26 protein-coding genes are annotated in these 21,463 nt (G+C 60.0%); 16 read left to right on the top strand and 10 right to left on the bottom strand.

Features of this window, described 5'->3' with window-relative positions:
• The first annotated feature begins 147 nt into the window (after positions 1-147).
• The 4 genes from CLU93_RS04010 (at position 148) to CLU93_RS03995 (ending at position 2,332) form a co-directional block, all read left to right on the top strand.
• A complete protein-coding gene (locus CLU93_RS04010) occupies positions 148-495 on the top strand; it encodes an ArsR/SmtB family transcription factor (RefSeq protein WP_099760091.1) in 348 nt (115 codons plus the stop codon).
• Between the two features lie 56 nt (positions 496-551).
• The gene (locus tag CLU93_RS04005) at positions 552-1,052 is read left to right on the top strand and encodes an arsenate reductase ArsC (protein ID WP_071078820.1); all 501 of its coding nucleotides are present in this window, start codon (positions 552-554) and stop codon (positions 1,050-1,052) included.
• A 38-nt stretch (positions 1,053-1,090) separates the two neighbouring features.
• Positions 1,091-1,744 (top strand): NADPH-dependent FMN reductase, encoded by a 654-nt coding sequence (locus CLU93_RS04000; protein ID WP_099764227.1) that lies wholly within the window; start codon positions 1,091-1,093, stop codon positions 1,742-1,744.
• 102 nt (positions 1,745-1,846) lie between these two features.
• A complete protein-coding gene (locus CLU93_RS03995; RefSeq protein WP_099764226.1) occupies positions 1,847-2,332 on the top strand; it encodes an arsinothricin resistance N-acetyltransferase ArsN1 family B in 486 nt (161 codons plus the stop codon).
• A 403-nt stretch (positions 2,333-2,735) separates the two neighbouring features.
• Here CLU93_RS03995 and CLU93_RS03990 read toward each other — a convergent pair whose 3' ends face one another.
• Positions 2,736-3,527: an alpha/beta fold hydrolase gene (locus tag CLU93_RS03990; RefSeq protein WP_099760090.1), complete on the bottom strand. Its 792-nt coding sequence runs from the start codon at positions 3,525-3,527 to the stop codon at positions 2,736-2,738.
• A gap of 208 nt (positions 3,528-3,735) precedes the next feature.
• Between CLU93_RS03990 and CLU93_RS03985 the strand changes: the two genes are divergently transcribed.
• Complete coding sequence (locus CLU93_RS03985) at positions 3,736-4,128, top strand: GFA family protein (protein ID WP_099760089.1); 393 nt, start codon at positions 3,736-3,738, stop codon at positions 4,126-4,128.
• A gap of 178 nt (positions 4,129-4,306) precedes the next feature.
• On the opposite strand, the gene CLU93_RS03980 is transcribed toward CLU93_RS03985, so the two are convergent.
• Positions 4,307-4,690 carry a c-type cytochrome gene (locus CLU93_RS03980; protein ID WP_099760088.1) on the bottom strand — a complete coding sequence of 128 codons (384 nt, stop codon included), beginning with the start codon at positions 4,688-4,690 and terminating at the stop codon, positions 4,307-4,309.
• Positions 4,691-4,892: 202 nt separating this feature from the next.
• Positions 4,893-5,258 (bottom strand): hypothetical protein, encoded by a 366-nt coding sequence (locus tag CLU93_RS03975; protein ID WP_143451693.1) that lies wholly within the window; start codon positions 5,256-5,258, stop codon positions 4,893-4,895.
• Positions 5,259-5,688: 430 nt separating this feature from the next.
• On the opposite strand from CLU93_RS03975, the gene CLU93_RS03970 reads away from it, so the two are divergent.
• Together CLU93_RS03970 and CLU93_RS03965 are read left to right on the top strand one after the other, a co-directional pair.
• Entirely contained in the window at positions 5,689-5,886 is a 198-nt protein-coding gene (locus tag CLU93_RS03970; RefSeq protein ID WP_099760086.1) for a DUF3079 domain-containing protein, read from the top strand.
• Positions 5,887-5,954: 68 nt separating this feature from the next.
• Complete coding sequence (locus CLU93_RS03965) at positions 5,955-6,449, top strand: prolyl-tRNA synthetase associated domain-containing protein (RefSeq protein ID WP_099760085.1); 495 nt, start codon at positions 5,955-5,957, stop codon at positions 6,447-6,449.
• A 9-nt stretch (positions 6,450-6,458) separates the two neighbouring features.
• Here the strand turns inward: CLU93_RS03965 and CLU93_RS03960 are convergent, their stop codons facing one another.
• Positions 6,459-7,694, bottom strand: a complete 1,236-nt coding sequence (locus CLU93_RS03960; RefSeq protein ID WP_099760084.1) for an MFS transporter — start codon at positions 7,692-7,694, stop codon at positions 6,459-6,461.
• A 157-nt stretch (positions 7,695-7,851) separates the two neighbouring features.
• Between CLU93_RS03960 and CLU93_RS03955 the strand changes: the two genes are divergently transcribed.
• A complete protein-coding gene (locus CLU93_RS03955) occupies positions 7,852-8,469 on the top strand; it encodes a TetR/AcrR family transcriptional regulator (protein WP_099760083.1) in 618 nt (205 codons plus the stop codon).
• Between the two features lie 3 nt (positions 8,470-8,472).
• Here CLU93_RS03955 and CLU93_RS03950 read toward each other — a convergent pair whose 3' ends face one another.
• Together CLU93_RS03950 and CLU93_RS03945 are read right to left on the bottom strand one after the other, a co-directional pair.
• A complete protein-coding gene (locus CLU93_RS03950; protein ID WP_099760082.1) occupies positions 8,473-8,943 on the bottom strand; it encodes a GNAT family N-acetyltransferase in 471 nt (156 codons plus the stop codon).
• 33 nt (positions 8,944-8,976) lie between these two features.
• Complete coding sequence (locus CLU93_RS03945; RefSeq protein WP_099760081.1) at positions 8,977-9,636, bottom strand: XAC2610-related protein; 660 nt, start codon at positions 9,634-9,636, stop codon at positions 8,977-8,979.
• A gap of 163 nt (positions 9,637-9,799) precedes the next feature.
• Here CLU93_RS03945 and CLU93_RS03940 point away from each other — a divergent pair, with 163 nt between their 5' ends.
• Positions 9,800-10,456, top strand: coding sequence for a tetratricopeptide repeat protein (locus CLU93_RS03940; protein ID WP_099760080.1), 657 nt, complete (start codon positions 9,800-9,802; stop codon positions 10,454-10,456).
• Here the strand turns inward: CLU93_RS03940 and CLU93_RS03935 are convergent.
• Positions 10,443-11,507: a ribonuclease Z gene (locus CLU93_RS03935; protein ID WP_257224874.1), complete on the bottom strand. Its 1,065-nt coding sequence runs from the start codon at positions 11,505-11,507 to the stop codon at positions 10,443-10,445. The two genes, CLU93_RS03940 and CLU93_RS03935, sit on opposite strands and share 14 nt — an antisense overlap.
• 112 nt (positions 11,508-11,619) lie before the next feature.
• On the opposite strand from CLU93_RS03935, the gene CLU93_RS03930 reads away from it, so the two are divergent.
• The 5 genes from CLU93_RS03930 to CLU93_RS03910 all read left to right on the top strand — a co-directional run bounded on the left by CLU93_RS03930 (position 11,620) and on the right by CLU93_RS03910 (position 17,156).
• Positions 11,620-12,006 (top strand): hypothetical protein, encoded by a 387-nt coding sequence (locus CLU93_RS03930; protein WP_143451692.1) that lies wholly within the window; start codon positions 11,620-11,622, stop codon positions 12,004-12,006.
• 429 nt (positions 12,007-12,435) lie between these two features.
• Positions 12,436-14,271, top strand: a complete 1,836-nt coding sequence (gene msbA, locus CLU93_RS03925) for a lipid A export permease/ATP-binding protein MsbA (protein WP_099760078.1) — start codon at positions 12,436-12,438, stop codon at positions 14,269-14,271.
• 160 nt (positions 14,272-14,431) lie between these two features.
• Entirely contained in the window at positions 14,432-15,547 is a 1,116-nt protein-coding gene (locus CLU93_RS03920) for a toxin-antitoxin system YwqK family antitoxin (protein WP_180287801.1), read from the top strand.
• Between the two features lie 80 nt (positions 15,548-15,627).
• Positions 15,628-16,122, top strand: a complete 495-nt coding sequence (locus tag CLU93_RS03915) for a MarR family winged helix-turn-helix transcriptional regulator (RefSeq protein ID WP_099760076.1) — start codon at positions 15,628-15,630, stop codon at positions 16,120-16,122.
• Between the two features lie 77 nt (positions 16,123-16,199).
• Positions 16,200-17,156: a toxin-antitoxin system YwqK family antitoxin gene (locus CLU93_RS03910; protein ID WP_099760075.1), complete on the top strand. Its 957-nt coding sequence runs from the start codon at positions 16,200-16,202 to the stop codon at positions 17,154-17,156.
• On the opposite strand, the gene CLU93_RS03905 is transcribed toward CLU93_RS03910, so the two are convergent.
• Both CLU93_RS03905 and nhaR read right to left on the bottom strand, forming a co-directional pair.
• Positions 17,153-18,475 (bottom strand): chloride channel protein, encoded by a 1,323-nt coding sequence (locus CLU93_RS03905; protein WP_096234553.1) that lies wholly within the window; start codon positions 18,473-18,475, stop codon positions 17,153-17,155. The two genes, CLU93_RS03910 and CLU93_RS03905, sit on opposite strands and share 4 nt — an antisense overlap.
• A 115-nt stretch (positions 18,476-18,590) precedes the next feature.
• Entirely contained in the window at positions 18,591-19,490 is a 900-nt protein-coding gene (gene nhaR, locus CLU93_RS03900) for a transcriptional activator NhaR (RefSeq protein ID WP_099760074.1), read from the bottom strand.
• 157 nt (positions 19,491-19,647) lie between these two features.
• Here nhaR and CLU93_RS03895 point away from each other — a divergent pair, with 157 nt between their 5' ends.
• Together CLU93_RS03895 and CLU93_RS03890 are read left to right on the top strand one after the other, a co-directional pair.
• Complete coding sequence (locus tag CLU93_RS03895) at positions 19,648-20,610, top strand: TerC family protein (protein ID WP_099760073.1); 963 nt, start codon at positions 19,648-19,650, stop codon at positions 20,608-20,610.
• A gap of 69 nt (positions 20,611-20,679) precedes the next feature.
• Positions 20,680-21,081: a TerB family tellurite resistance protein gene (locus CLU93_RS03890; RefSeq protein WP_099760072.1), complete on the top strand. Its 402-nt coding sequence runs from the start codon at positions 20,680-20,682 to the stop codon at positions 21,079-21,081.
• Between the two features lie 6 nt (positions 21,082-21,087).
• Here CLU93_RS03890 and CLU93_RS03885 read toward each other — a convergent pair whose 3' ends face one another.
• Complete coding sequence (locus tag CLU93_RS03885) at positions 21,088-21,441, bottom strand: YnfA family protein (RefSeq protein ID WP_099760071.1); 354 nt, start codon at positions 21,439-21,441, stop codon at positions 21,088-21,090.
• Between the last annotated feature and the right edge of the window lie 22 nt (positions 21,442-21,463).

Genomic DNA, 21,463 nt, shown 5'->3' with positions numbered 1-21,463 from the left:
GCCCCTACATGTCATTCGAACAGGGCCGCATCGAGCGCGGCCATGCGCGCAATGCTGGGCCAAACAGTTAATCCAGCCGACCTAACTTAGGGGCGGCGTGGCATAAACAGCTTTACTTTCATTCCATAATTCGACTATTATGGAATTATGGAATTGACTTGGGGATATACGGAAACCAAAAAAATTATTGCTGCCTTAGTTGTGCTGGCGCAAGAATCGCGTCTGGCCAGCTTTCGCCTGCTTATCCAGGCCGGGCCACAAGGAATGGCGGCAACGAAGATTGCCGAACATATCGGTATCCCGCCATCGTCCCTGTCATTTCACTTAAAGGAACTGGTGCACGCGGGTCTTGTCGTGCCGCGCCAGGATGGACGCTTTGTCATCTACGCAGCGGATGTTGACAACATGAATGCCCTTGTCGGTTTCTTGACCGATAACTGCTGCGGTGGTGCACCTTGCATTACTGGGCAAGGCATTGTCTGTGACGCTGTATGAATCCAAACGTACAAATCGAACCGCTTACCCACCATGCATTGTTTGAAGGAGTCGTCATGACCGAAAAAGTGTACAACGTATTGTTTCTATGTACCGGAAACTCAGCCCGTAGCGTGATGGCCGAGGCGCTGGTCACTACTATGGGCAAGGGGCGCTTTCGCGGCTTTTCAGCTGGCAGCCATCCGGGTGGCAGCGTGAACCCATTCGCCATCGAACAAATTGAAGCGACCGGTTATCCGCTCGAAAAACTGCGCAGCAAGAGTTGGGATGAATTTGGAACTACTGACGCACCGCACATGGACTTCATCATTACTGTATGCGACAACGCGGCCGGCGAGGTCTGCCCTTATTGGCCAGGCCATCCCCTTTCGGCGCACTGGGGTTTTGAAGATCCTGCTGCAGCGATCGGCACCGACGAAGAAAAGCGCGCGGTATTTCATAAGGTGTTCCGTCAGATAATGACCCGAATGAACGTCTTCGTCAGCTTGCCGCTGCACATGCTGGAAAAAAACGCGATTCAACATGAGATCAAAGCCATCGGACAAAGCGCCGTCTGATGTGTGACGCGGCCGAGGTCTTGGCTGGAAAGGGCAACATGAAAATTTTGGTATTTCTCGGTTCGATTCGCACCAGCACACCACCCCTGCCGGCGCGCGTGGGCGAACGCGTCGCCAAGGCGTGCGCGGCGCAGTGCGGCCGCGATGGCCACAATGTGGTGCTCATCGATCCACTCGATTACGACCTGGGTGAAGTGTTCAAGCCGCACTTTTCCTATGCAAAGGGGCGGGCACCCCTGCCGTTGGAACACCTGGCAAGTGAGATTGCCAGCGCCGATGGGTATGTGATGGTCAGCCCCGAATACAATCATTCGATGAGTCCGGCACTGGCGCACCTTTTGAACCATTTTGGCAGTTCCCTGTTTGCCTTCAAGCCCAGTGCCATCGTGACTTATTCGACAGGACAGTGGGGGGGCGTGCGGGCGGCGGTGGGCATGCGCGCTTTTCTGTCCGAGCTGGGTTGTTTGCCGGTGTCAGCCATGGTGCACATCCCGGCCGCACACACTGTTTTCGCTGCAGATGGTACCTTTGCGCCCGAAGTCGACAGTACGCGCTGGGTTTCCTATATCCAGCGCACCTTTTCCCAGCTGACCTGGTGGGCCGAGGCCGCTGGACGGGAGCGGGCGCGTTCTGGAGGAACAGGACCTTCGCCGGCATTCCTGCGCGACCCGTCCCAGCGCAATGCGCCATGAGGCACAAGTGGATCAGTTATTGCTGGAATGCCATTAAAAAGCGCCATGCGCAGCTTGCGGCCGCGCTACCTCCTGTCACTTCACGTTTATTTGGATCCCCTGATGATTCGACTTGCCACTACCGCCGATGCCGTCATGATCGCCACGATCTACAACCATTACGTCAGCAGCTCCACCATCACGTTTGAAGAGCACGTAGTGGGCATCGATGAGATGGCCCAGCGTATCGCCTCTGTCGGCGCGCAGTTGCCGTGGTATGTCTTTGAGCGTGACGGAGAGATAGTCGGCTATGCCTACGCAACACCCTGGCGTGCGCGGAGCGCCTATCGTTTTTCGGTCGAATCGACGGTGTACGTGGCGCATGAGTATATGGGGCAGGGAGTTGGCCTGCAGCTTTACAGCACGCTAATCGATGATTTACGTCAGCGAAAGCTGCAGGTGGTTATCGGGGGTATCGCACAGCCTAACGACGCCAGTGTCGCTTTGCATGAACGCCTGGGATTCGAGAAGGTGGCCATGTTCAAGCGGGTCGGCCGTAAATTTGATCAGTGGATTGATGTGGGATATTGGGAGCTGCAGCTTGCGTAGTCATTTATTTATGATTATTGGATGTCCGCATCGTCCGTGTAGGGCGGTGAAAACAGCCCGTTGTTAGGCGGTAGAAAAACACTGATTGCGGAACGAAATCGCGCGTAATCATCTGAAATGTATGAAGTATTTTGAAGGATTAAAAACTAGCGACGGGTTACACTGTTCGTGAGATTCGAAGGGCTGGGCCGATAGGCCCAGCCCTTCGAATCCTCTCCTTGCGGCCACTGCGCGGCAACTCCGCGCACCGAGGGCGCGCACTGCACTCAACGCATCACTCCGTGTGCAAAATGGCAGATCTGAACCTCGCGCCCTGAGTCCCTTCGCAAAGCAATGATTGACCAAAAATTCGCACCCGGAAGCGTCTGGTGTCGCCAATGCGGATCAGCACGAAACTAGACAACTAACATGTTTTTGGAATCTGATTGCTAAGGAAATCGTGCACCACCTCCATGAATAAAACAGGAGAATCTTTGTATGCCTCGTGCCCCGCATATGGGATGTTCAGGAAGGCAGAACCTTTTATTTGATCTCGTAGTTCAGCGATGCACTTTAGCGAACAAAGATGATCTTCGTCGCCACGCACCAGCAACGTTTTTGCCGTGATCTGCTTGATCAGATTGCCAGGGTAAGCGCTGTGTTTGATATCTGTCCAGAGCGATACCACCGATTTGATCAAGGCATCAAGGTCTGGTTCTGGATTGTTCTCTCTGTAGTAGGAGACGGCATCGGGAAACTTTGTCTCCCAGAAATCAGCCGTCACGCCACTTAACATGGGAAGGATCGGGTCGTCCACTTCCATTTGACTTTGAGCCGCCACAGCCACCAGTCCCTTGATCCGCGCAGGGGTTTCAGCGGCCATGCGCAAGGCAGTGATGCCACCGTCACTAAAGCCCAGTATGGAAAAACAATCGATGTTCAAGTGCGCCAGAATAGCTTCAACATCTGCTTGATATCGTTGATAGCTCAGGCGGGATTTTCCGAGCGTCGACTTGCCGTGTCCACGAAAATCAACGCCAATCAATTTGAATTCACTTGCAAGTTGAGCGGCAATGCCATTGAAGTCTGTCAGGTTGCCTAAGCCGCCGTGCAGTAACAGCAATGGACTCCCTTTCGGATTACCTATGATTTCAAAGTATATTTCGGCATCGTCAACGGATAAGTAGTGGCCTGAAGAATGCGTAAAAGTAGCCATGGTGGATTTATCCCTGTAACCTTTTAGTTTTTGATTTGCCGATCATACGTGGGTCGACTGTCAGTTTTTGTCAGTATCTGATCGGTATCTGGCTCTTCGCGCCCACACGGTGCTTCTGCTTTAACTTCTGAAAATTTCTCCATGTGGACCTTGCCTGTCCAGAAGTACTGTGTAAAAATACAGTGTCAACTTTCAAAAAGGACACCTCATGATCAAAGGCAGTTGCTGCTGTGGCTCAGTAAAGTTTGAATTGGCATCATCCCCAAGCATGATGGGCATGTGTCACTGTTCTCGTTGTCGGAAGGCTGGAGCGAGTGCCTTGGCCTTTGTTGATAAAAACTCTTTTACCTTGCTGGAGGGGCGGGAATTTATTCAACGCTATGAGCCAGAGCCTCCTTTTAAATATGCAAGAACTTTTTGCAAAAACTGCGGAACGTCGTTGGGGGAAATTGGTTCAGAGAGTGATTCATTTCCAATATCGGTTAACTGCCTGGATGATGACCCTGAGGTAAGAATGCAATTTCATGTTTATGTTGGCTCCAAGCCTGCATGGTATGAAATTTGTGACAATGCAAAACAGTTTCAAGAAAGTCCAACATAAATCAAAAAAAGCCAGTCAGTTGACTGGCTTTTTTATTGCACTCTTGATATTTCGAAGAATGTCGATGTTCGTTTGCTGCCTTCGCGTCCTGCGTGCGAGATTTGAAGCGCCGGGCCTGCCGGCCCAGCCCGCGCTGAATCCTCCAACGGCAACTTCACGCACCAATCTTGTCTGGAAATCATCGAGTCTTTGCAATCACCCCACTCATGTATTGATTCAAGTCGCGAAAATCCTGAACCTTCCATGCGTACGGCGATATTTTTACGCCATTTTCTCGCAAAGTTTTTGGAATCAAGTCGCCATTCGGGCGAAGTATGACTGATGAAACAATAACGCCCGGATAATCTTTCAGGCGTTTTTTGAAGGCGGAGGTTGTAAGGTCAGGCGTGGGAGGATTGCTTTTATTCGCCAGTGGTCCTGTTCCCTTGATATCTGTTCCGTGGCACACGGCGCATCGCTGTATATAGAGATTTTTCCCGTTGATATTATCCGCGAAGGATGGTGATGCTTGAATGAGCGATAGCATTCCTAGCGAGGCGATGAATGATATTTTGATTTTCATGTGGTCTTGTATTAATAAAATCTGAGTCGATTATTATATCTGCCGTTGTTCGGTTGCACTAGTTTAGCGATTCAGGAGCGAAATTGTGGTGCCAGTGATAAGACCGCGCCGCGTGGTTCCGCTTATCTCCTCGGTTGAGTCAGCTTCTATGACGTCCAGCACCTCAGTTCGTGTGCAATGCCATGGAATGACCCCGATGTGCTCATGTATGCGCCATCGGCCCCTTGTTGATGGGGACGAACACTTCCCACTTCTTTTGCATCGTCGGCTTTACGGTCTGGTTGCAACTTACCGCAACATTCGGTCCAGACAGGCCATGGCTCTTCGGAACCCATTTCACGCGCAGAGATACCGCACATTTGGCAACCAGAATCTTCCGGTTCGGCTCCATGGCTTGCCACTTTGTTCCATTTTTTACATTCTCTGCTGCAATGAACTGTACCGCAGCCTCCCTTATCTCAAACAATCCATGTATGTCACCGCGTGTCCGATCCTCGTCAAGCGTGCTGGCAAACGCCGATGAGGCACCCGCAACAAGAAAAAAGGAGCCAGCAAGGGTGGCGTACACGCGTTTATGCAATCGTAACGGTAGCAACATACTTATAATCCTTTGCCAAATTTGTTCTTTATCCGATAAGTTTCAGCGTGCCTGCTTGCGTGACCTGGCCGCCTCGGTCTTGATGAGCGTTAAATGCGGGCATGCATCTTGTCTACGGCGCGACTGGAAACGTCCTTTTCTACGCGGTAAAGCGATTATGAAGTATAAAGGCAATGCCAAAATAATGAAGGTCATCAAGAGTAATGCTAATGATGCGGTGACCAGCTATGAGAGGGAATGACATTCGCTGGTCTCCTGGATGAACGCAGGATGCCAGCTGCCGCGACAGCAATCTTCGCAAACTTGACTTGAGCAAATTCCCAACTGAAATTCGTTTGACCGCCCCCCGCGCCAGGTCTAGAGTCGTCGAAGAGACCTCAACCGACTGCATCCCCACGCCATGGCCAAGCCCTTTCCCTTGAACCCCAAGAACCCCGAACGCATCTGCTGGGGCTGCGACAAGTATTGCCCGCCGGACGCTATGCGCTGCGGCAATGGTTCCGAACGCACGCAGCACCCTATCGAGCTGTTTGGCGAAGGCTGGAATGAATGGGGGCTGGCGGCCGCTGACAAGAAAGAGGACGAAAGCAAGCCTTAGTCAAGCGCACCATGCGGCGCGGCGCTACAATTGCCCATCACACACGCGCCCGCGCTGAGAAAATCACCATGCAAGAAACCCTGTTCCGCTGGTTGGCAAGCAGCGCCGGTGACTACACCTTGGTCGAACACCCGGCCGTGCACACCATCGATGAAGCACTGAACCACGTGCCGGCCATGTCCGGCCTGATGGTGAAAAACCTGTTCGTGCGCGACGAGAAGGGCCGGCGGCATTTTCTCGTCATCGTGCCGTTCGACAAGCGCATTGACCTGGCGGCACTGGGGCGCTTGCTGACGGCCAGCAAGTTGAGCATGGCCTCGCCCGAGCGCCTGCTGCAGCACCTGGGCATCACGCCCGGCTCCGTCAGCCTGTTTGCGCTGATACACGACGGCGCACAGGCGGTGGAACTGGTGCTGGACCAGGCCGTATGGGAAGCTGATTCTGTGCAAGCCCATCCGCTGCGCAACACGGCCACCGTGGCGCTGTCGCATGCCACCTTGGCCAGTTTCCTGGCGCATACGGGGCACGTGCCCCGCATCGTGACGGTGCCGGCGGCTGATTAAACGGTCGCCTCAGTGCCTTGCTACGGGCGCGCTGCCGCTGCGCCGTCCTGGCCGGAATCCATGTGCGCTGGCCGACCAGGCGATCACGAAAGCCAGCACCAGCAACGCCACCATGGCCCAGGGAAAGGCGCCCGCACCCCAGGTTTCCAGCAAGGCGCCACCGACCACGCCCGCGGCTGCAATCGCTCCATTCCACGCCACCACATTCATCGACAAGGCCACGTCGGCGCCGCTGCCGGCCGTGTCGGCCAGCGCCGTCTGTAACAGCGTTGCCGCGCCGCCGAAGGACAAGCCCCAGACGGCCATGCCCAGGTAGACGACGGCAGGGAGGTGCGACGCGATGCCCAGCACGAGGGCCGTCGTGGCGAACACGGCCAGGCTGGCCAGCACGCTGGCGCGCAAATGGCGCTCGACCAGCTTGCCCGTGATCCAGATGCCGGCCATGGCAGCGGCACCGAAGACGAGCAGGACCAGGTCGATGCGTCCCGTCAATCCGGCAGGGGCCACAAACGGGGCAATGTAGGTGTAGAGAATATTGTGCGCCAGCATCCAGGCGATGACGACGGCCAGCACGGGCCGCACGCCCGGCGTCGTGAAGACGCGGCGCAGGGGCAGGCGTTCATGGACGGACTGGCCCGGGTAGTCCGGCACTTTCGCCAGCACCCAGGCGATCAGGACTAATGTCAGGGCGGAAATAATCCAGAACGCGGCGCGCCAGCCCACCAGCGAGCCGAGCAGGGTACCCAGCGGCACGCCCAGCGACAGGGCGATGGGCGCACCCACCATGGCCAGCGCCAGAGCGCGGCCTTGCTGGTGCGGCGCCACCATGCGTCGGGCATAGCCGGCCAGCAAGCTCCACGCCAGTCCGGCCGCCATGCCGGCACAGAAGCGGGCCGCCAGGGTCAGCCAGTAGTGGGACGACAGGGCCGTGACGGTATTGAACACGAGAAAGCCGATGATGGTCAGCAGCAGCACGTTGCGGCGGCGCCAGCCGCGCGTGGCGATGGTGAGTGGAATGGCTGCCAGCAGGGAGCCGAGCGCATAGGCCGTGACCATTTGCCCGGCCAGCGCGGCGCTGATGCCGAGGCCCGCGCTGATTTGCGGCAGCAAGCCGGCGGGCAGGGTTTCCGTGACGATGCAGATAAAACCCGTCATGGCCAGGGCCAGCAGGCCGGCGATGGGGAGGCGGTCGGCCAGCGCAGCGCTGGTTCCGGTGGTGAGTGTGGCGTGATTCACGGAAAACATCCTTGTAAAGTGGGCAGGCGCAGGACTGCCCCTGACCGTCGTGGCGGTACATATGTATCGATCGGTATAAATATAGGCGATGGCGCGCTGCGTTGTCAACGACTTCTGTATCGAGTAGTATGTAAGTGGCCTATGAGTAGATGAGAAGGAGCGATAAATGGCGCAAATGGGACGGCCGCGCACGTTCGACCGGCAGGCAGCGGTCGAGCAGGCCATGTTTTTATTCTGGCAGCAGGGATATGAATCGACGTCCTTGAGCCAGCTCAAGGCGAGCCTGGGCGGCGGCATTTCCGCGCCCAGCTTTTATGCGGCGTTCGGTTCGAAGGAAGCACTGTTCCGCGAGGCGGCGCAATGCTATCTGGATACCTTTGCACGCGTGACGGCGTGTTTGTGGGACGATGGACTGGCGCCGCGCGCGGCTGTCGAGCAGGCCTTGCGCCAGTCGGCGGCGATGCAGTCCGAGCCGGGGCATCCGCCGGGCTGCATGGTGGCGCTCGGCTGCATGAGCGCGCCGACGGCCGAGCATGCGGCCGTGGCCGCGCCTCTGACCGCTTCGCGCGCGCGCACGCGCGCCGGCTTCGTGAACTGTGTCGAGCGGGGCATGGCCAGCGGAGAGTTATCCGCGCAGACGGATGGGGTAGCGCTGGCAGCCGTGTTTGACAGTTTTTTATCGGGCGTGGCGATTCAAGCCCGCGATGGCGTGGGCTACGCCGTGTTTGAACCTGCCATCACGCAGATCCTGCGCGTGTGGGATGCCAGCCGCGTGCCGGGCTAGACGCTAGGCCGTCCAGCGAAACTCCAGCACATCGTCGCCATACTTGTCGGTCTCGCCCGTCGCGGTCCAGCCCAAGTAGCGGTAAAAGCCGTAGGAGCGCGAGGCGGGATCGCTGGAGCAGCCGAGGAATAGCCGTTGATGGCCCTGCGCGCGCAGCTCCATCATTACCAATTCCAGCAAGGTCTTGCCGATGCCCAGACCTTCGAATTCCGGCAGCAGCGCCAGGACGATGATTTCGCCCGTGTCGCGCTCGCCAAAGCAGTAACCGACCAGGTGGCCGTCATGATGGCAGACCTGGCCGGGCAGGCTGCCTGAGCGCATCATGTCCGCCCAGGTGTCGGCCGTGATGCCCACTTCTGCCAGGCGTTCTCTGGAAATGGCGTTTTGCCGCGTCTTGCCGCGCAATGCGATGAAGGCCGGGGTGTCTTCCGCCTTGGCGGCATGGAAAGTGATCGATGCTGGATGTGTCGTCATGTGTGTGTTCATTGTTCGATGGTAGTGAAGGATTTATTCCCACGGTTTGCGCATGATGTGCGCGTGGCGCTGCCAGTCATAGGCTTTGGTATTCTCGATGGCCTGCTGGCCGGGATTGCCGCTATCGATGATTTCATCCTTGACGATGATCAAGTCGTTTTTATCATTCAAGCGGTATTCCCGGTAGCGCTCGCAATCCTGTTCGCGCCGGGCGGTGGTAATTAATTTGCTGGCTTGCCAAGCATAGCTGTCTTCATAAAAGCATTGCGCCGCGCAGCCGCAATTGGCGATGCCGCCTGCGATTGCTTGATCGGCGATGCGGATATCCAGATTCGGAATCGCCGATAAGGGCTTGTTGAAACGGTATTGCCTCGCTGGCGCATCCCACAGCCACACGTCGGAACAGCGGACGCGTCCCTGGCTATCCGTGTAACCGGTCACCCACAGGTCGGCATGGCCGTCGAAATTCATGTCCAGCAGCAGCGCATGCAAATTGCCCGTGCCGCTGCTGCTGCAACTGCCAGCTATCCACTGCTTGCCGATTTTCAGCTGGTAGGTCTGCTTTTCATCGTGATTCGCATAGCGGATATCGGCCGCTTGCCGCACTTTGCCTGTCGCGGCTTTGTCCAGGTGCAGCGTGGCGCCATAAGCCGAGGTGGAAATCAGGGATAAAAGCAAAACAATCAGTTTCATGGAGATATTCTTGGGCTGGCATTTGTCGTTATGCCGGGATTTAATCGTGCAGTGAACGATCATAACGCAGGATTTGGGCAATGCGCCACACCGTTCCTATCGTGCATTCGGCGCGGAACAGTGCTGTGTACAATGCCAAAAAATCCACGATTAAGGAATTCTGATGACATCCTCTCCCGAATCTTTGAATGAAGCGGGCATCCTCGCTTATAACGACGGCAATTACGCCGAGGCCTTTAAACAATTCGGCGCGGCTGCGCGCACCGGCGAACCGGCCGGCCAGCATTTATTGGCCAGCCTGTATTACCAGGGCCATGGCGTGACGCAAGACGTGCCGAAAGCGGTGGAACTGTTCACGGCGGCGGCGCAAGCGGGCTTCCCGCCGTCGCTGGCCAACCTGGCCCTGATGTATGCGAGCGGCGATGGCGTGGTGCAAGACATGGCGCAATCGCTGGCATACGGGCGCCAGGCGGCCGAGGCGGGCGATGGCCAGTCGCAATTCAACCTGGCGCAGGCTTACCGCAAGGGCGATGGCGTACCGCAAGACTATGCCGAGGCGGCGTTCTGGTACAAGCAGGCGGCCGAGGCCGGTTCCCTGTCGGCGCAGAATGAATACGGCTTGCTGTACGCGCAAGGGCAGGGCGTCGAGCTCGATTACGTGCAGGCGTATGCATGGATTGCCATGCCGGCCGAGGCGGGAAGCGCGCAATCGATCAAGAACCGCGACCAGTTGCTGGAAATCCTCACGCCGTCACAGCAGCAGGCGGCGCGCGCGCTGGCCGCTGAATATGCGGCGCAGTACGGCGTCAATCCCCACTAGATTTCTTTGTCGGCAGCTTGGTGAGTACACCCGCCGCATCGAGTTCATAGCTGTCGAAATCGCGCGCGAGGAACAATTCACCCGAGTAATGCAGCCGGGCTTCCGCTTCCAGCTCGGCCATGCCGTCCGCATTGTGATAGCGGGCGCTGAAGTGGGTGAGGATCAGATTCGGCAAGCGGACCGCTTCGGCAAACTGCGCCACGCGCTGCACGGAACTGTGCGTGGGGCCGGGGCCCACCTTTTGCAGCATCGCTTCCGTGTAGGTGGCTTCATGCACGAGCAGCTGCGCGCCGGCACAGGCGTCCGCCAGCAACGCCGGCGTGTCGTTGTCGCCGCCGATCACCACCGTGGCGCACTGCGTTTCCGTCTGGCGGAAAGCGGTGGCGTGCAAGACCGTGCCATCGTCGAGGATCGCATCCTGGCCCGCCTGCAACAGTCCCCAGGCGGGGCCGGGTGGCGCGCCCGCTGCGTGCAGGGCGGCCTTGTCCAGCTTCCATCTGCTCGTTTCCAGCGCGAAACGATAACCGACGCTCGGTGCGCGGTGCGACAGCGCATGGCGCGAGATGGTCAAGCCCGCTTCCTCATGCACGACTGGCGCGCTGTCCACGTCGATGTGGATCAGCGGATACGTCAAAAATAGTTCCGTGTGCAGCAGGGTCGCGTCGATCCAGGCCTTGATGGCGGCCGGGGCGATCAGCAGCAGGGGTTTTTTGCGCCCCGTCATCGAGGCGCTGGCCAGCAAGCCCGGCAGCCCATAGCTGTGGTCGCCATGCACGTGGGTGATGCAGATGCCCACCAGGTCGTGCACGGACAAGGGCAGACGCTGCAGCCGGTGCTGCGTGGCTTCGCCGCAATCGATCATCCACCAGTCGCGGTTGTGCGTGGTTTGCAGGGCCAGCGAGGTGACGTTGCGGTGGCGCGTGGGCACGCCGGAAGACGTGCCGAGAAAAGTCAGTTTGAACATGGGCGCATTATGCGGCAGGCGTGCGGGCTTGCCAACGCTGTTGGCCGCAGCCAGCTTGTGGCGCGAGGCAACGCGGTACCAGCTCAAGCGTACACTTGCTTTGCGCAAACAAATATAGAATGCCTGCGTTAAAAGTATGATCCGGAGTCATTTCGGGTCATACTGTAGCTACTATCGAATTCACTTTAAAGGGCAGGACATGATGCGTACACACTATCGGAAAATCGTCGCCGCCTTGGCATTGGCAGCCTGCAGCGCTTCCGCTTCCGCTTCCGCCGTCGGCCTGGGTTTCCTGGCCGATACGCCGATGGCTTACCTGAACAAGAATGACAAGCCGGTCTTCGTGAAAGCCGTCGCCGACGTGCTCAATGACAAGAAGGATGGCGAAACCGTGCAATGGAGCAATGAAGGCTTGCGCAATTCCGTGCGCATCGCCGCCGAGATCACGGCCAGCGACACGCAAAAGACGGACGCGCAAACCTGCCGCAAGGTACAGGTGGGCTTGAGCGCCAAGGGCCAGGAACAAACCCTCAAGCTGAAAGTCTGCAAGGCCGGCACGGCCGCGTGGACAATAGCGAAGAGCTGATTTCCCGCGCATGGCCCTTGCCGGTTCTGCACCGGCAAGGTGCGACTTTCGTCTAAGAGACTATCCCAGTAGGGAGCGTCTTTTGCTGGCAGTTCATCAGGAGTGCGGACAAGGCGTGAGGAGGACGCGTGGCGAGCCACGCGACGACGATCAACGCAGTCCCCGCTTCTGAGGGGCGCCAGCAGGGGATGTATTCATCTACTGGGACAGGCTCTAAGTAGGTCGTGGGAAATTATTGTAAAGTTATGACGAACAGAACCGGATGCTCTGCAAGGCGCCCGCTGCGACGCAGTGCGAGCACTGCTAGCAGCGGGCAACACCGCAGAGCGTCGGTTATGGAAGTCAGAAATCACAATAACTTATTGCGACCTGCTTAGGTAAGTCTGGCAGCGGTTAGAATCACGCTTTACCCTCACTTTTTCCAACTACATGCAGCAAAGTCGCCTCCTGTTCTTCCGCCTGGCCGGCCAGTTTCGCCGCTATGGCGCCATCGTTGCCGCCACCTTGCTGGCTGTCGGCGTGGCGTCCGCCACCGATGTATTGTTAATCCGCCAGTTGCAAAACGTCGTCGATGCCATGCGCACGACGGCCAGCGAGCAGGTCGCGCCCGCATCCGGCGTGATGGGCATGCTGCAGGGCTGGGTCGACCGCTTCCTGCCCGCGCATGCGGGACAGGTGGACTTGTGGGTGATTCCCGCCACGATCCTGGGCCTGGCCGTGCTGCGCATGGTGTCCAGCTTTGCCGGCGATTACGGTTCCGTATGGCTATCGAGCCGGGTGCAGGCCGATTTGCGCGAAAAAATGTTCGCCACCATCATGCGCCTGCCCAGCCGCTTCTTCGATACCACCACCACCAGTTTGACGCAGTCGCGCGTGGCCTTCGACGCCAGCCAGGTGTCGCAGGCGGGCTTGAACGTGCTAAATGTGATGGTGCGCGACTCCGTCGCCACCATTGGCTACCTGATTTTGCTGTTCAGCATCGATGTGAAACTGGCCCTGTTCTGCATGGCCTCGATGCCCATCGTGGCCATCGTCGTGACCCTGGCGGGACGCCGCATGCGCCACCTGAGCAAGAGTTCGCAGCAAGCCGTGGGCGAGCTGACGTCCGTGCTGGATGAAAGCATCGCCGGCCAGCGCGTGGTGAAGATCTTTGGCGGGCAAGACTATGAACAGGCGCGCTTCGTCGACGTCGTCAAGCGCAACCGCCAGTTGGCCGTCAAACATGCCGCCACCTCGGCCATGAATTCCGGCTTCATCATGATGCTCGTCGGCATTACCCTGTCTTCCGTGATTTACTTTGCCATGCTGCGCGCGCAAAGCGGCGCCATCACGCCGGGCGCCTTCGTCGCCTTCATGGGCGCGCTGATGGCGATGCAGTCGCCGATCAAGAATTTAACGAAGATCAATGAGCCACTGCAGCGGGGCCTGGCGGCGGCCGAATCCGTCTTCGGCCTGATCGACACGCCGCTGGAACCGGACCCGGGCAGCATCGCGCCGGTGGCCGTGCAGGGCAATCTGTCCTTGCGAAACGTCCACTTCCGTTACAACAGCGACGATCCCGATGCGCCCACGGCCTTGAGCGATATCACGCTCGACATCCGCGCCGGCGAAACGGTGGCCCTGGTGGGAGGCTCGGGCGGCGGCAAGACGACCTTGCTGGGCCTGCTGCCGCGCTTCTACGACGTCAGCGGCGGGCAGATCCTGCTCGACGGCGTCGACCTGCGCGACTACGCGCTGCTGGCCCTGCGGCGCCAGTTCGCCCTCGTCAGCCAGGATGTGATTTTGTTCAATGACACCATGGCGGCGAATATCGCGTATGGCGACCCGGCCCCGGACCAGGACAGAATCGAAGCGTCGGCGCGCGCCGCCTACGCGCACGACTTTATCATGCAGTTGCCGCAAGGCTACGCAACGCAGGCGGGGCAGAACGGTTCGCGCCTGTCGGGCGGACAACGCCAGCGCCTTGCCATCGCCCGCGCCCTGTACAAGGACGCGCCGATTCTGCTGCTCGACGAAGCGACCAGCGCGCTCGATACGGAGTCGGAGCGACAGGTGCAGGCGGCGCTGGAAGTGCTGATGCGCAATCGCACCACCATCGTCATCGCCCACCGTTTGTCGACTATCGAAAGCGCCGACCGCATCGTCGTCATGCAGGGCGGGCGCCTGGTGGAGTCGGGCAGCCATGCCGCCTTGCTGCAGCAGGGCGGCGCATATGCACGGCTGCATGCGAGCCAGTTGTCTCCCGTTAAGAATGGCGTGAGCTGAAGCCTGACACCTGGCGCCTGGCGCGCCAGTGCATCCGCCGGGCCGGAGCCGGACCAGCAGGTCCGTCCCGGCCTTTTTTCATGGGCGGCAATCGTGCCCATGGCGAACGGCGCTTGCCTTTATGATGGTGGCCGCAAAGCAACATGATCAATGGAGCAACATGAAGAATCAACAAACGCGGCGTTGGCTGCTGGCCGCCGCGCTGGGTGCGGCCTTGCCGCTGGCGGCACAGGAACTGGCGCCAACGACAACGCCAACGCTACAGGAGGAACAGCAGACCATGTATCTGGATGAAAATTTCATGCCGAGCAATCAGCGCCGCGCCGTGTACGCGCTGCGCACGCCGCCCGTGCGCGACGAGGCGCTGGGCGCCTGGCATGTGCGGCTCGAATTTCCCGACACGCCAGGCATGCTGGCCTTTGAAACCTACACCACCGACCTGGACTTGAGCCAGGTCAGGTTCGTGCGTTTTCGCAAGCATTACTACGAGAATGGCCAACTGCTGCGCGAAACCTACTTCAATGCCCAGGGCGAGGAGCTGCTCGGCGGCTGCGTGTACTTCGAGAATGGCCAGGTCCAGCAGCGGGTGACCGCCTTGCCGAACGGGCGCGACAGCATCTCGGAAACGTATCACGAGAATGGCCAGCTGGCGCACAAGACGCTGTATCACGGCGACGAGATGGCCGATGGCGAGCAAGTGTCGTATGCCGCGAACGGCGCCGTCAGCCACCGCTCGTATCGACGCAATGGCAAGATGGATGGCGTGCAGGAATCGTTTTATGACGATGGCAAGCTGTTCCAACGGGGACAGTTTGTGAATGGCAAGCGCGAGGGCGAGTTTGTCACGGTTGCCCAGGATGGCAGCGTGCTGGCCAGGACCATGTGGGTGCACGACCAGCCCGACGGCTGGTCGTTTGAAAGCCATGGCAACGGCGTCGTGTCGAACAAGTCGCTGTACCGGAAAGGTGCCGTGCTCAGCTTGCAAACGTGGGCTCCGAATGGCCGGCCCGTGTTTGCCTGGCAGAAAGACGCGCAGGGGCGCGACCATGGCGATACGACGGATTGGCATGCCAACGGCGTGCGCGCCAGCGTGACGCCGTTTGTCAAAGGCCAGCGCCACGGCTTGCTGCAGACCTGGTACAGCGATGGCAGCCTGCGGCAGATCGTGCCTTACGAACATGGCAAGAAGCACGGCATCGAGCGCCAGTGGGACAAGACCGGCAAGCTGGTGCTGGAGCAGGCCTGGCGCGATGGACAGTCTGTAACAGGCAGTTAGTGGAGGGCCGCCTTTGCAGGTATCATGCAGGGATTCCGGCCCGCCAGCAGGCGCGCAGCCGGGTCTGACAACTGGAGGCAATGGTGGTGGAAGCGGAAGTTTCGGCGGTGGCCCGGGCACAGGGCCTGGCCTTGCAAAACATGCGCGTCGTCATGCGCGCGGCGCAGCGGCACTCGGCGCAGATCGAGAAGCAATGCGGCGTATCGGGCGCGCAATTGTGGGTGATGCAGGAATTGCTGGAGCGCCCAGGCCTGCGCATGGGCGAACTGGCCGGCACGATGTCGATCCACCAGACGACGGCCAGCAACCTGGTCGACGCGCTGGTGAAAAAAGCCTATGTACGCAAGGCGCGCGACCAGCCCGACCAGCGCGTGGTCACGCTGACCCTGACGGCGGAGGGCCAGGCCGTGATCGCCGGCGCGCCGCAGCCGGCGCGCGGCTTGCTGCCCAGTGCGCTGGCCCAGCTGGACCCCGACAGCCTGGCGCACCTGAACCAGGGCTTGAACGCCTTGCTGGCCGTGGTCGCCCCCGATGACAGGCAGGCGGGCATGCAGCCGTTTCCTTTCACCATGTAGTGACGCGCAAGCGTGTGGCTGGAGCGCCCCGCTTGCCATTATCATCGGCGCTGTCGCAGCGTTGATGAAAGCATGCATTGAAGATATTCACTTCCGTTTTGCTGGCCGCCATCCTGGCCGGTTCCCCTCCCATGTCCATTGCCACTCCGGCCTTGCCTTCCGGGCAGGCGCCAGCTTCCCTGTATTTTGACGCGGATTACCAGCCCGCCGCAGCCGCTGCTGCCGTGTACGAGCAGCGCGCGCCACTGCGCCACGATGCGGCCCGCCAGGCCTGGCATTGGCAGCTGCATTTCGCGCAGCCGCCAGGCAAGCTGCACATGGATGCCTGGCTGCGCAGCATGGACCTGGAGTCACCCAGCTACGTCTACCAGCGCAGCGTGTATTTCGCCGATGGCCGGCTGGCCCTGCTGGAAGAGCGCAACGGGGAGGGCGACTTCGATGGCGTGACCGTCGCCTACCATGCGGATGGAACAGTAAAAAGCCGCAAGGCTTACCGCGCCGGCGAGTACGAGGGCTTGCATAGCCACTATCATGCGAATGGCCAGCTGAGTCATGCCTTGCTGTATCACGCCGGCCAGCCCGCCGATGGCGAGTACCTGAGCTTTGACGAGCATGGCCAGGTCAGCAACCGCGCGCATTTTGCCGACGGCGTGCTGTCGGGCGAGGCGCAAGCGTTTCATCCGAACGGCAGGCTGGCCGAGCGGGGGCCGTATCTGGAAGGCCAGCGCAACGGCCTGCACCAGACCTGGTGGCCGGACGGCCGCGAAAAGTCGCGCCTCAATTTCCTGCATGGCAAGCCGCAGGGCTGGTCGCTGCTGTATTTCGCAAATGGCCAGCTGGACCAGAAAAACCTGTTCGAGGATGGCGTCATGCTGAGCACGCAAAGCTGGCGCGACGATGGCACGCCGCTGCATGCCGTGGAGTATGTCGACGGGCGCAAGCACGGCCTGGAGCGCCGATGGGGCGAAGATGGCACGCGTACCGTCTGCGCTTGGCAGGACGGCAGCTTGCTGCGCCCCTGCAGCTATTTCTAGTTGGGCGGCGCTGGCAGCCGTTGCAGCTGCAGTTGTGCCAGCGCCCCGTACAGCGGTTCGCTGAGCACGCGCGAGACGGTGCTGGCCACCACGGCGCAGGCCATCAGGCTCAGCACCATGCCGTGGCCATCGACCATTTCCATGACAATGATAAACGCCGTCAGCGGCGCCTGCGTGGCGGCTGCCAGGAAACCCACCATGCCCAGCGCGATCAGGGCCGGCGCGTGCGGGTAGTGCAGCAGCACGGCGATATCGTGGCCGATGCCGGCGCCGATGGCCAGCGACGGTGCGAAGATGCCGGCCGGCACGCCCGACCAGACGGTCAGCCATGTGGCCACATATTTGAAGGCGACAAAGGCGGGCGAGGCGTCGCTGGAACCTTCCAGCATGGCGCGCGTGGCCACGGTACCGCTGCCGAACGTGGCGCCGTGGCTGGCGATGCCGATGGCTGCCACCAGCACACCGCAGACGGCGGCGAACAGCACGGGACGGCCCTTTCTCCACGCGGACAATTTGCCCAGCGGGTTGCCGCGGGCGGAGGCCAGCAGCAGCCTGGCAAACAGGCCGCCGGCCACACCCGCGACCAGGGTCACGAGTAAACCTGGCAGTGCCAGCGCCAGGCCGATGGGGCCAGGATGGATGATGCCGAAATGGGTGGCGTTGCCGTGGATCGAGACGGCCATCATGCCGGCCAGTACGATGCCAGCGACGATCAGCCCGCTGTTGCGCTGCTCGGGTGAACGCGACAATTCTTCGATGGCAAACATGACGCCCGCCAGCGGCGTGTTGAAGGCGGCCGCGATGCCGGCCGCGCCACCGGCCACCAGCAGGGAATGGGCGCTCACCTGAGAGTGGCGCGGCAGCAGGCGGCGCGCGGCCAGCATCACGCCGGCGGCAATTTGCACGGACGGTCCTTCGCGCCCCAGTGATAGGCCGCCCAGCAAGCCGCCCGCCGTCAGGACGATTTTCGCGGCACTCAGTTTCAGGGACACGAACAGCGAACGCTGTTCCGGCGCCACGGCCGGGTCCAGGGTGGCCATCACTTGCGGGATGCCGGAACCGGCCGCACCCATGGCGTAGCGGCGCGTCAGCCAGACCAGCAGGGCGGCGCAGGCCGGTGTCCACAGCAGGGCGAACCACCAGGCCTTGCCGTTGAAAAAGAGAAACAAGTCCAGCGCTTCCTCCGCCAGCCATGTAAAGCCCACGACGACGAGCCCCGCGATGGCGGCCATGCCGACGACGACGGCACGCGACCACCACAGGCGCGGGTTGGCAAATTCATGCTTGAAGGCAGAGGGGATGTCGTGCAAGTGCTTCATTGCGGCAATTCCGGGAAGGGGCGCGCAGGGCGTCGGGGAGACTTGCCATTATATAGATGTATTTGTTCGAATGTATTTGCGGGGTTTTAATTGTGGAACGTCAGTTGTAGAACTGCTACACAAACAACTCGTGCCGCGCGCTCTGGCTGATGGCGATGGTGGCCGGGTGGCTCAGGCGCCGTTCCGTGGTGATGGCATACACTTGCTCGACCAGGCTGTCGACCCGGCCCAGCGCCACCACGGCATATTGTTCGCACACCTGGGGCGCGATGACGGTGGGCGCAAAGAACAGGCCCGCGCCGGACTGGCCGAAGGCCTTCATCATGGCGCTGTCGTCGAACTCGCCGACGATGCGCGGGTGCAGATGGTTGTCGCCGAGCCACTGCAGCAAGCGCCCGTAAATGGCGAAGTCTTCGCCCGGCAGCAGCAGCGGCGCGCCATCGAGGCATAGCGGAAAGTCCCCCGTCAGGGTGGCGGCCAGCGCCGGTGTGCCGAACAGGGTCATGCCGCTTTCGCCCAGCAAATGGTTGAAACCGCGCACGCTCAAATGCGCGGGCATGGGGCGGTCCGCCATGATCAGGTCGAGCCGGTGCACGGCCAGGTCCGCCAGCAGGCTGGCCAGCCGGCCTTCGCGGCAAATGATGCGCAGCGGTTCGGCCAGGCGGAGCGCCGGTTCAACCAGGCGGCAGGCGATCAGTTTCGAGACGGAATCGGCGCAGCCCACGCGAAACGTCGTCGTCGCCGTGCGCGACTGGTCGCGCACGATTTCCAGCAATTCATCACCCGTGCTGAAAATGCTTTCGGCATGGCTGAGGATGCGCCGGCCCGTGTCCGTCAATTCCAGCTGGCGCCCGCTGCGGCGGAACAGTTCCACGCCCAGGGTGTCGGCAAATTCGCTGAGCTGGCCGGAAATCGATTGCGGCGTCAGGTGCAGCTGTTCGGCCGCGCGCGCGATGCTGCCCGTCTTGGCCACCATCCAGAAATAGCGCAAGTGCTTGAAGTTGAGTGTCGACATGCTTTTCCCTAAAGCTAATACATTGAGTTTTTCGATGTATTCGTCAATTATATTCGATTTGTTCGATGTTTATATTCAGACTATGATGGCTGCTCAATTCATGCAAGGAGAGTGCCATGGTCATCAGGATAGAAACAGACAGTTGCGGAGGCCAGCGATGAACGGCCTGGAGAGTATTGCAACGGCACCCATGTGGGCCGGCTTCATCGCTTTTGTTCTGGCGATGCTGGCGCTGGACTTGTTCGTCTTCGGCGGCAACAAGGCGCACAAGGTCAGCGTCAAGGAAGCGGCGACGTGGTCGCTGGTGTGGGTCAGCCTGGCCCTGCTGTTCAACGGTGGCCTGTGGTGGTATCTGAACGGCACGGCCGGACCCGAGATCGCCAATCAGAAGGCGCTGGAATTTTTCTCCGGCTACCTGATCGAAAAAGCGCTGTCGGTCGATAACGTGTTCGTCTTCCTGCTGATCTTCAGCGCCTTCCAGGTGCCGATCCAGTACCAGCGCCGCGTGTTGATTTATGGCGTGCTGGGCGCGATCGTCATGCGTGCCGTGATGATCATGGCCGGCGCATGGGTGGTAAGCGAGTTCAGCTGGGTGCTGTACCTGTTTGGCGCGTTCCTGTTGATTACCGGTATGCGTATGCTGGTGGCGGCCGATGCGGAGCCGGACGTGGCGAACAACCCCGTGCTGCGCTTTGCCCGCCGCCATTTGCGAGTAGCCGATGGCGACCATGGCGAGCGTTTCTTCGTAGCAAAAGGCGAATTGCGCTATGTCACGCCGCTGTTCCTGGTGCTGATCCTGATCGAGGTGACGGACCTGGTGTTCGCGGTCGATTCGATCCCGGCGATTTTCGCCATCACGACGGACCCGTTCATCGTTTTCACGTCGAACCTGTTCGCCATCATGGGCTTGCGTGCCCTGTACTTCTTGCTGGTGGATGTGGCTGACCGCTTCCACATGCTCAAGTATGGCCTGGCGATGGTGCTGGTGTTCATCGGCGCCAAGATGCTGATCATGCCGTGGTACCACGTGCCGGTGGAAGCGTCGTTGCTGGTGGTGGCAGTGCTGATCGTATCGAGCTGCGTGGCGAGTGTATTCATCACCCGCAGCGACAAGAAGTAAATGCAGTACGGCGCGCCCCGCCTGGCGGTGGCGTGCCCTTTAATTGACTAATAGAAAGAGTAGAAAATCATGCGTACTTATGAAGCGAACAGTCCCCAGGCAGCGGGACGTATTTTGGCCCTGATGATGGTAGTCGATGGCAACCTGGCCAGCACCGAGCTGCAAGCGATGCACCGCAGCAAGATCCTCGAGCATATCGACTTGGCGCCAGCCGCTTTTCAACAGTTGCTGCAAGACTTGTGCGACGACATGCTGACCTCGACCGTGCATGGCGCCGTGCAACTGGCCAATGGCGTGATCGACAGCCTGCTCGATGAAATTGATGATCCGGACTTGCGCCGCAAGCTGCTGCAAGCCATGTGGAAGATCGCCGATGCGGACGACTGGCTGGCCGATGGCGAAGCCGTGTTGCTGGCCCGTGCCAGCGCCGCGTGGTCGGCGGAAACGAACTTCCGTGCGCATGGTGCCTGATGCACATCAAGCCGTCTTGTGCCCCATGGCAATGACGGCGGCGCCAGCCAGGGCCAGGCCCACGCCGGCGATGTCGGTCCAGGCGGGCGTGATGCCGTCCACCAGCCACAGCCATCCCAGCGCCGTGGCGATATAGATGGCGCCATACGTGGCATACACCCTGCCGCTGGCGGCTGGATGCAAGGTCAGCAGCCACACAAAGATCAAGAGGCTGAGGGCGGCCGGCAACAGCAGCCAGGCGCTGCCCTTGTTGCTCAGCCACAGCATGGGCAGGTAGCAGCCCAGCAGTTCGGCCACGGCCGTGACGGTAAACAGCCCGAAAGTGCGGGCTAGACTGGTCCATTCGATGGCGTCGTACATTGCATTCCTGTGAGTAATTTTG

The sequence above is a fragment of the Janthinobacterium sp. 35 genome (genome assembly GCF_002754575.1).
In the GTDB taxonomy this organism is placed as follows: Bacteria; Pseudomonadota; Gammaproteobacteria; order Burkholderiales; family Burkholderiaceae_D; genus Janthinobacterium; species Janthinobacterium tructae.
Note: the sequence above shows the minus strand (reverse complement) of the source record. Positions and strands in the feature narration are given on the sequence as shown.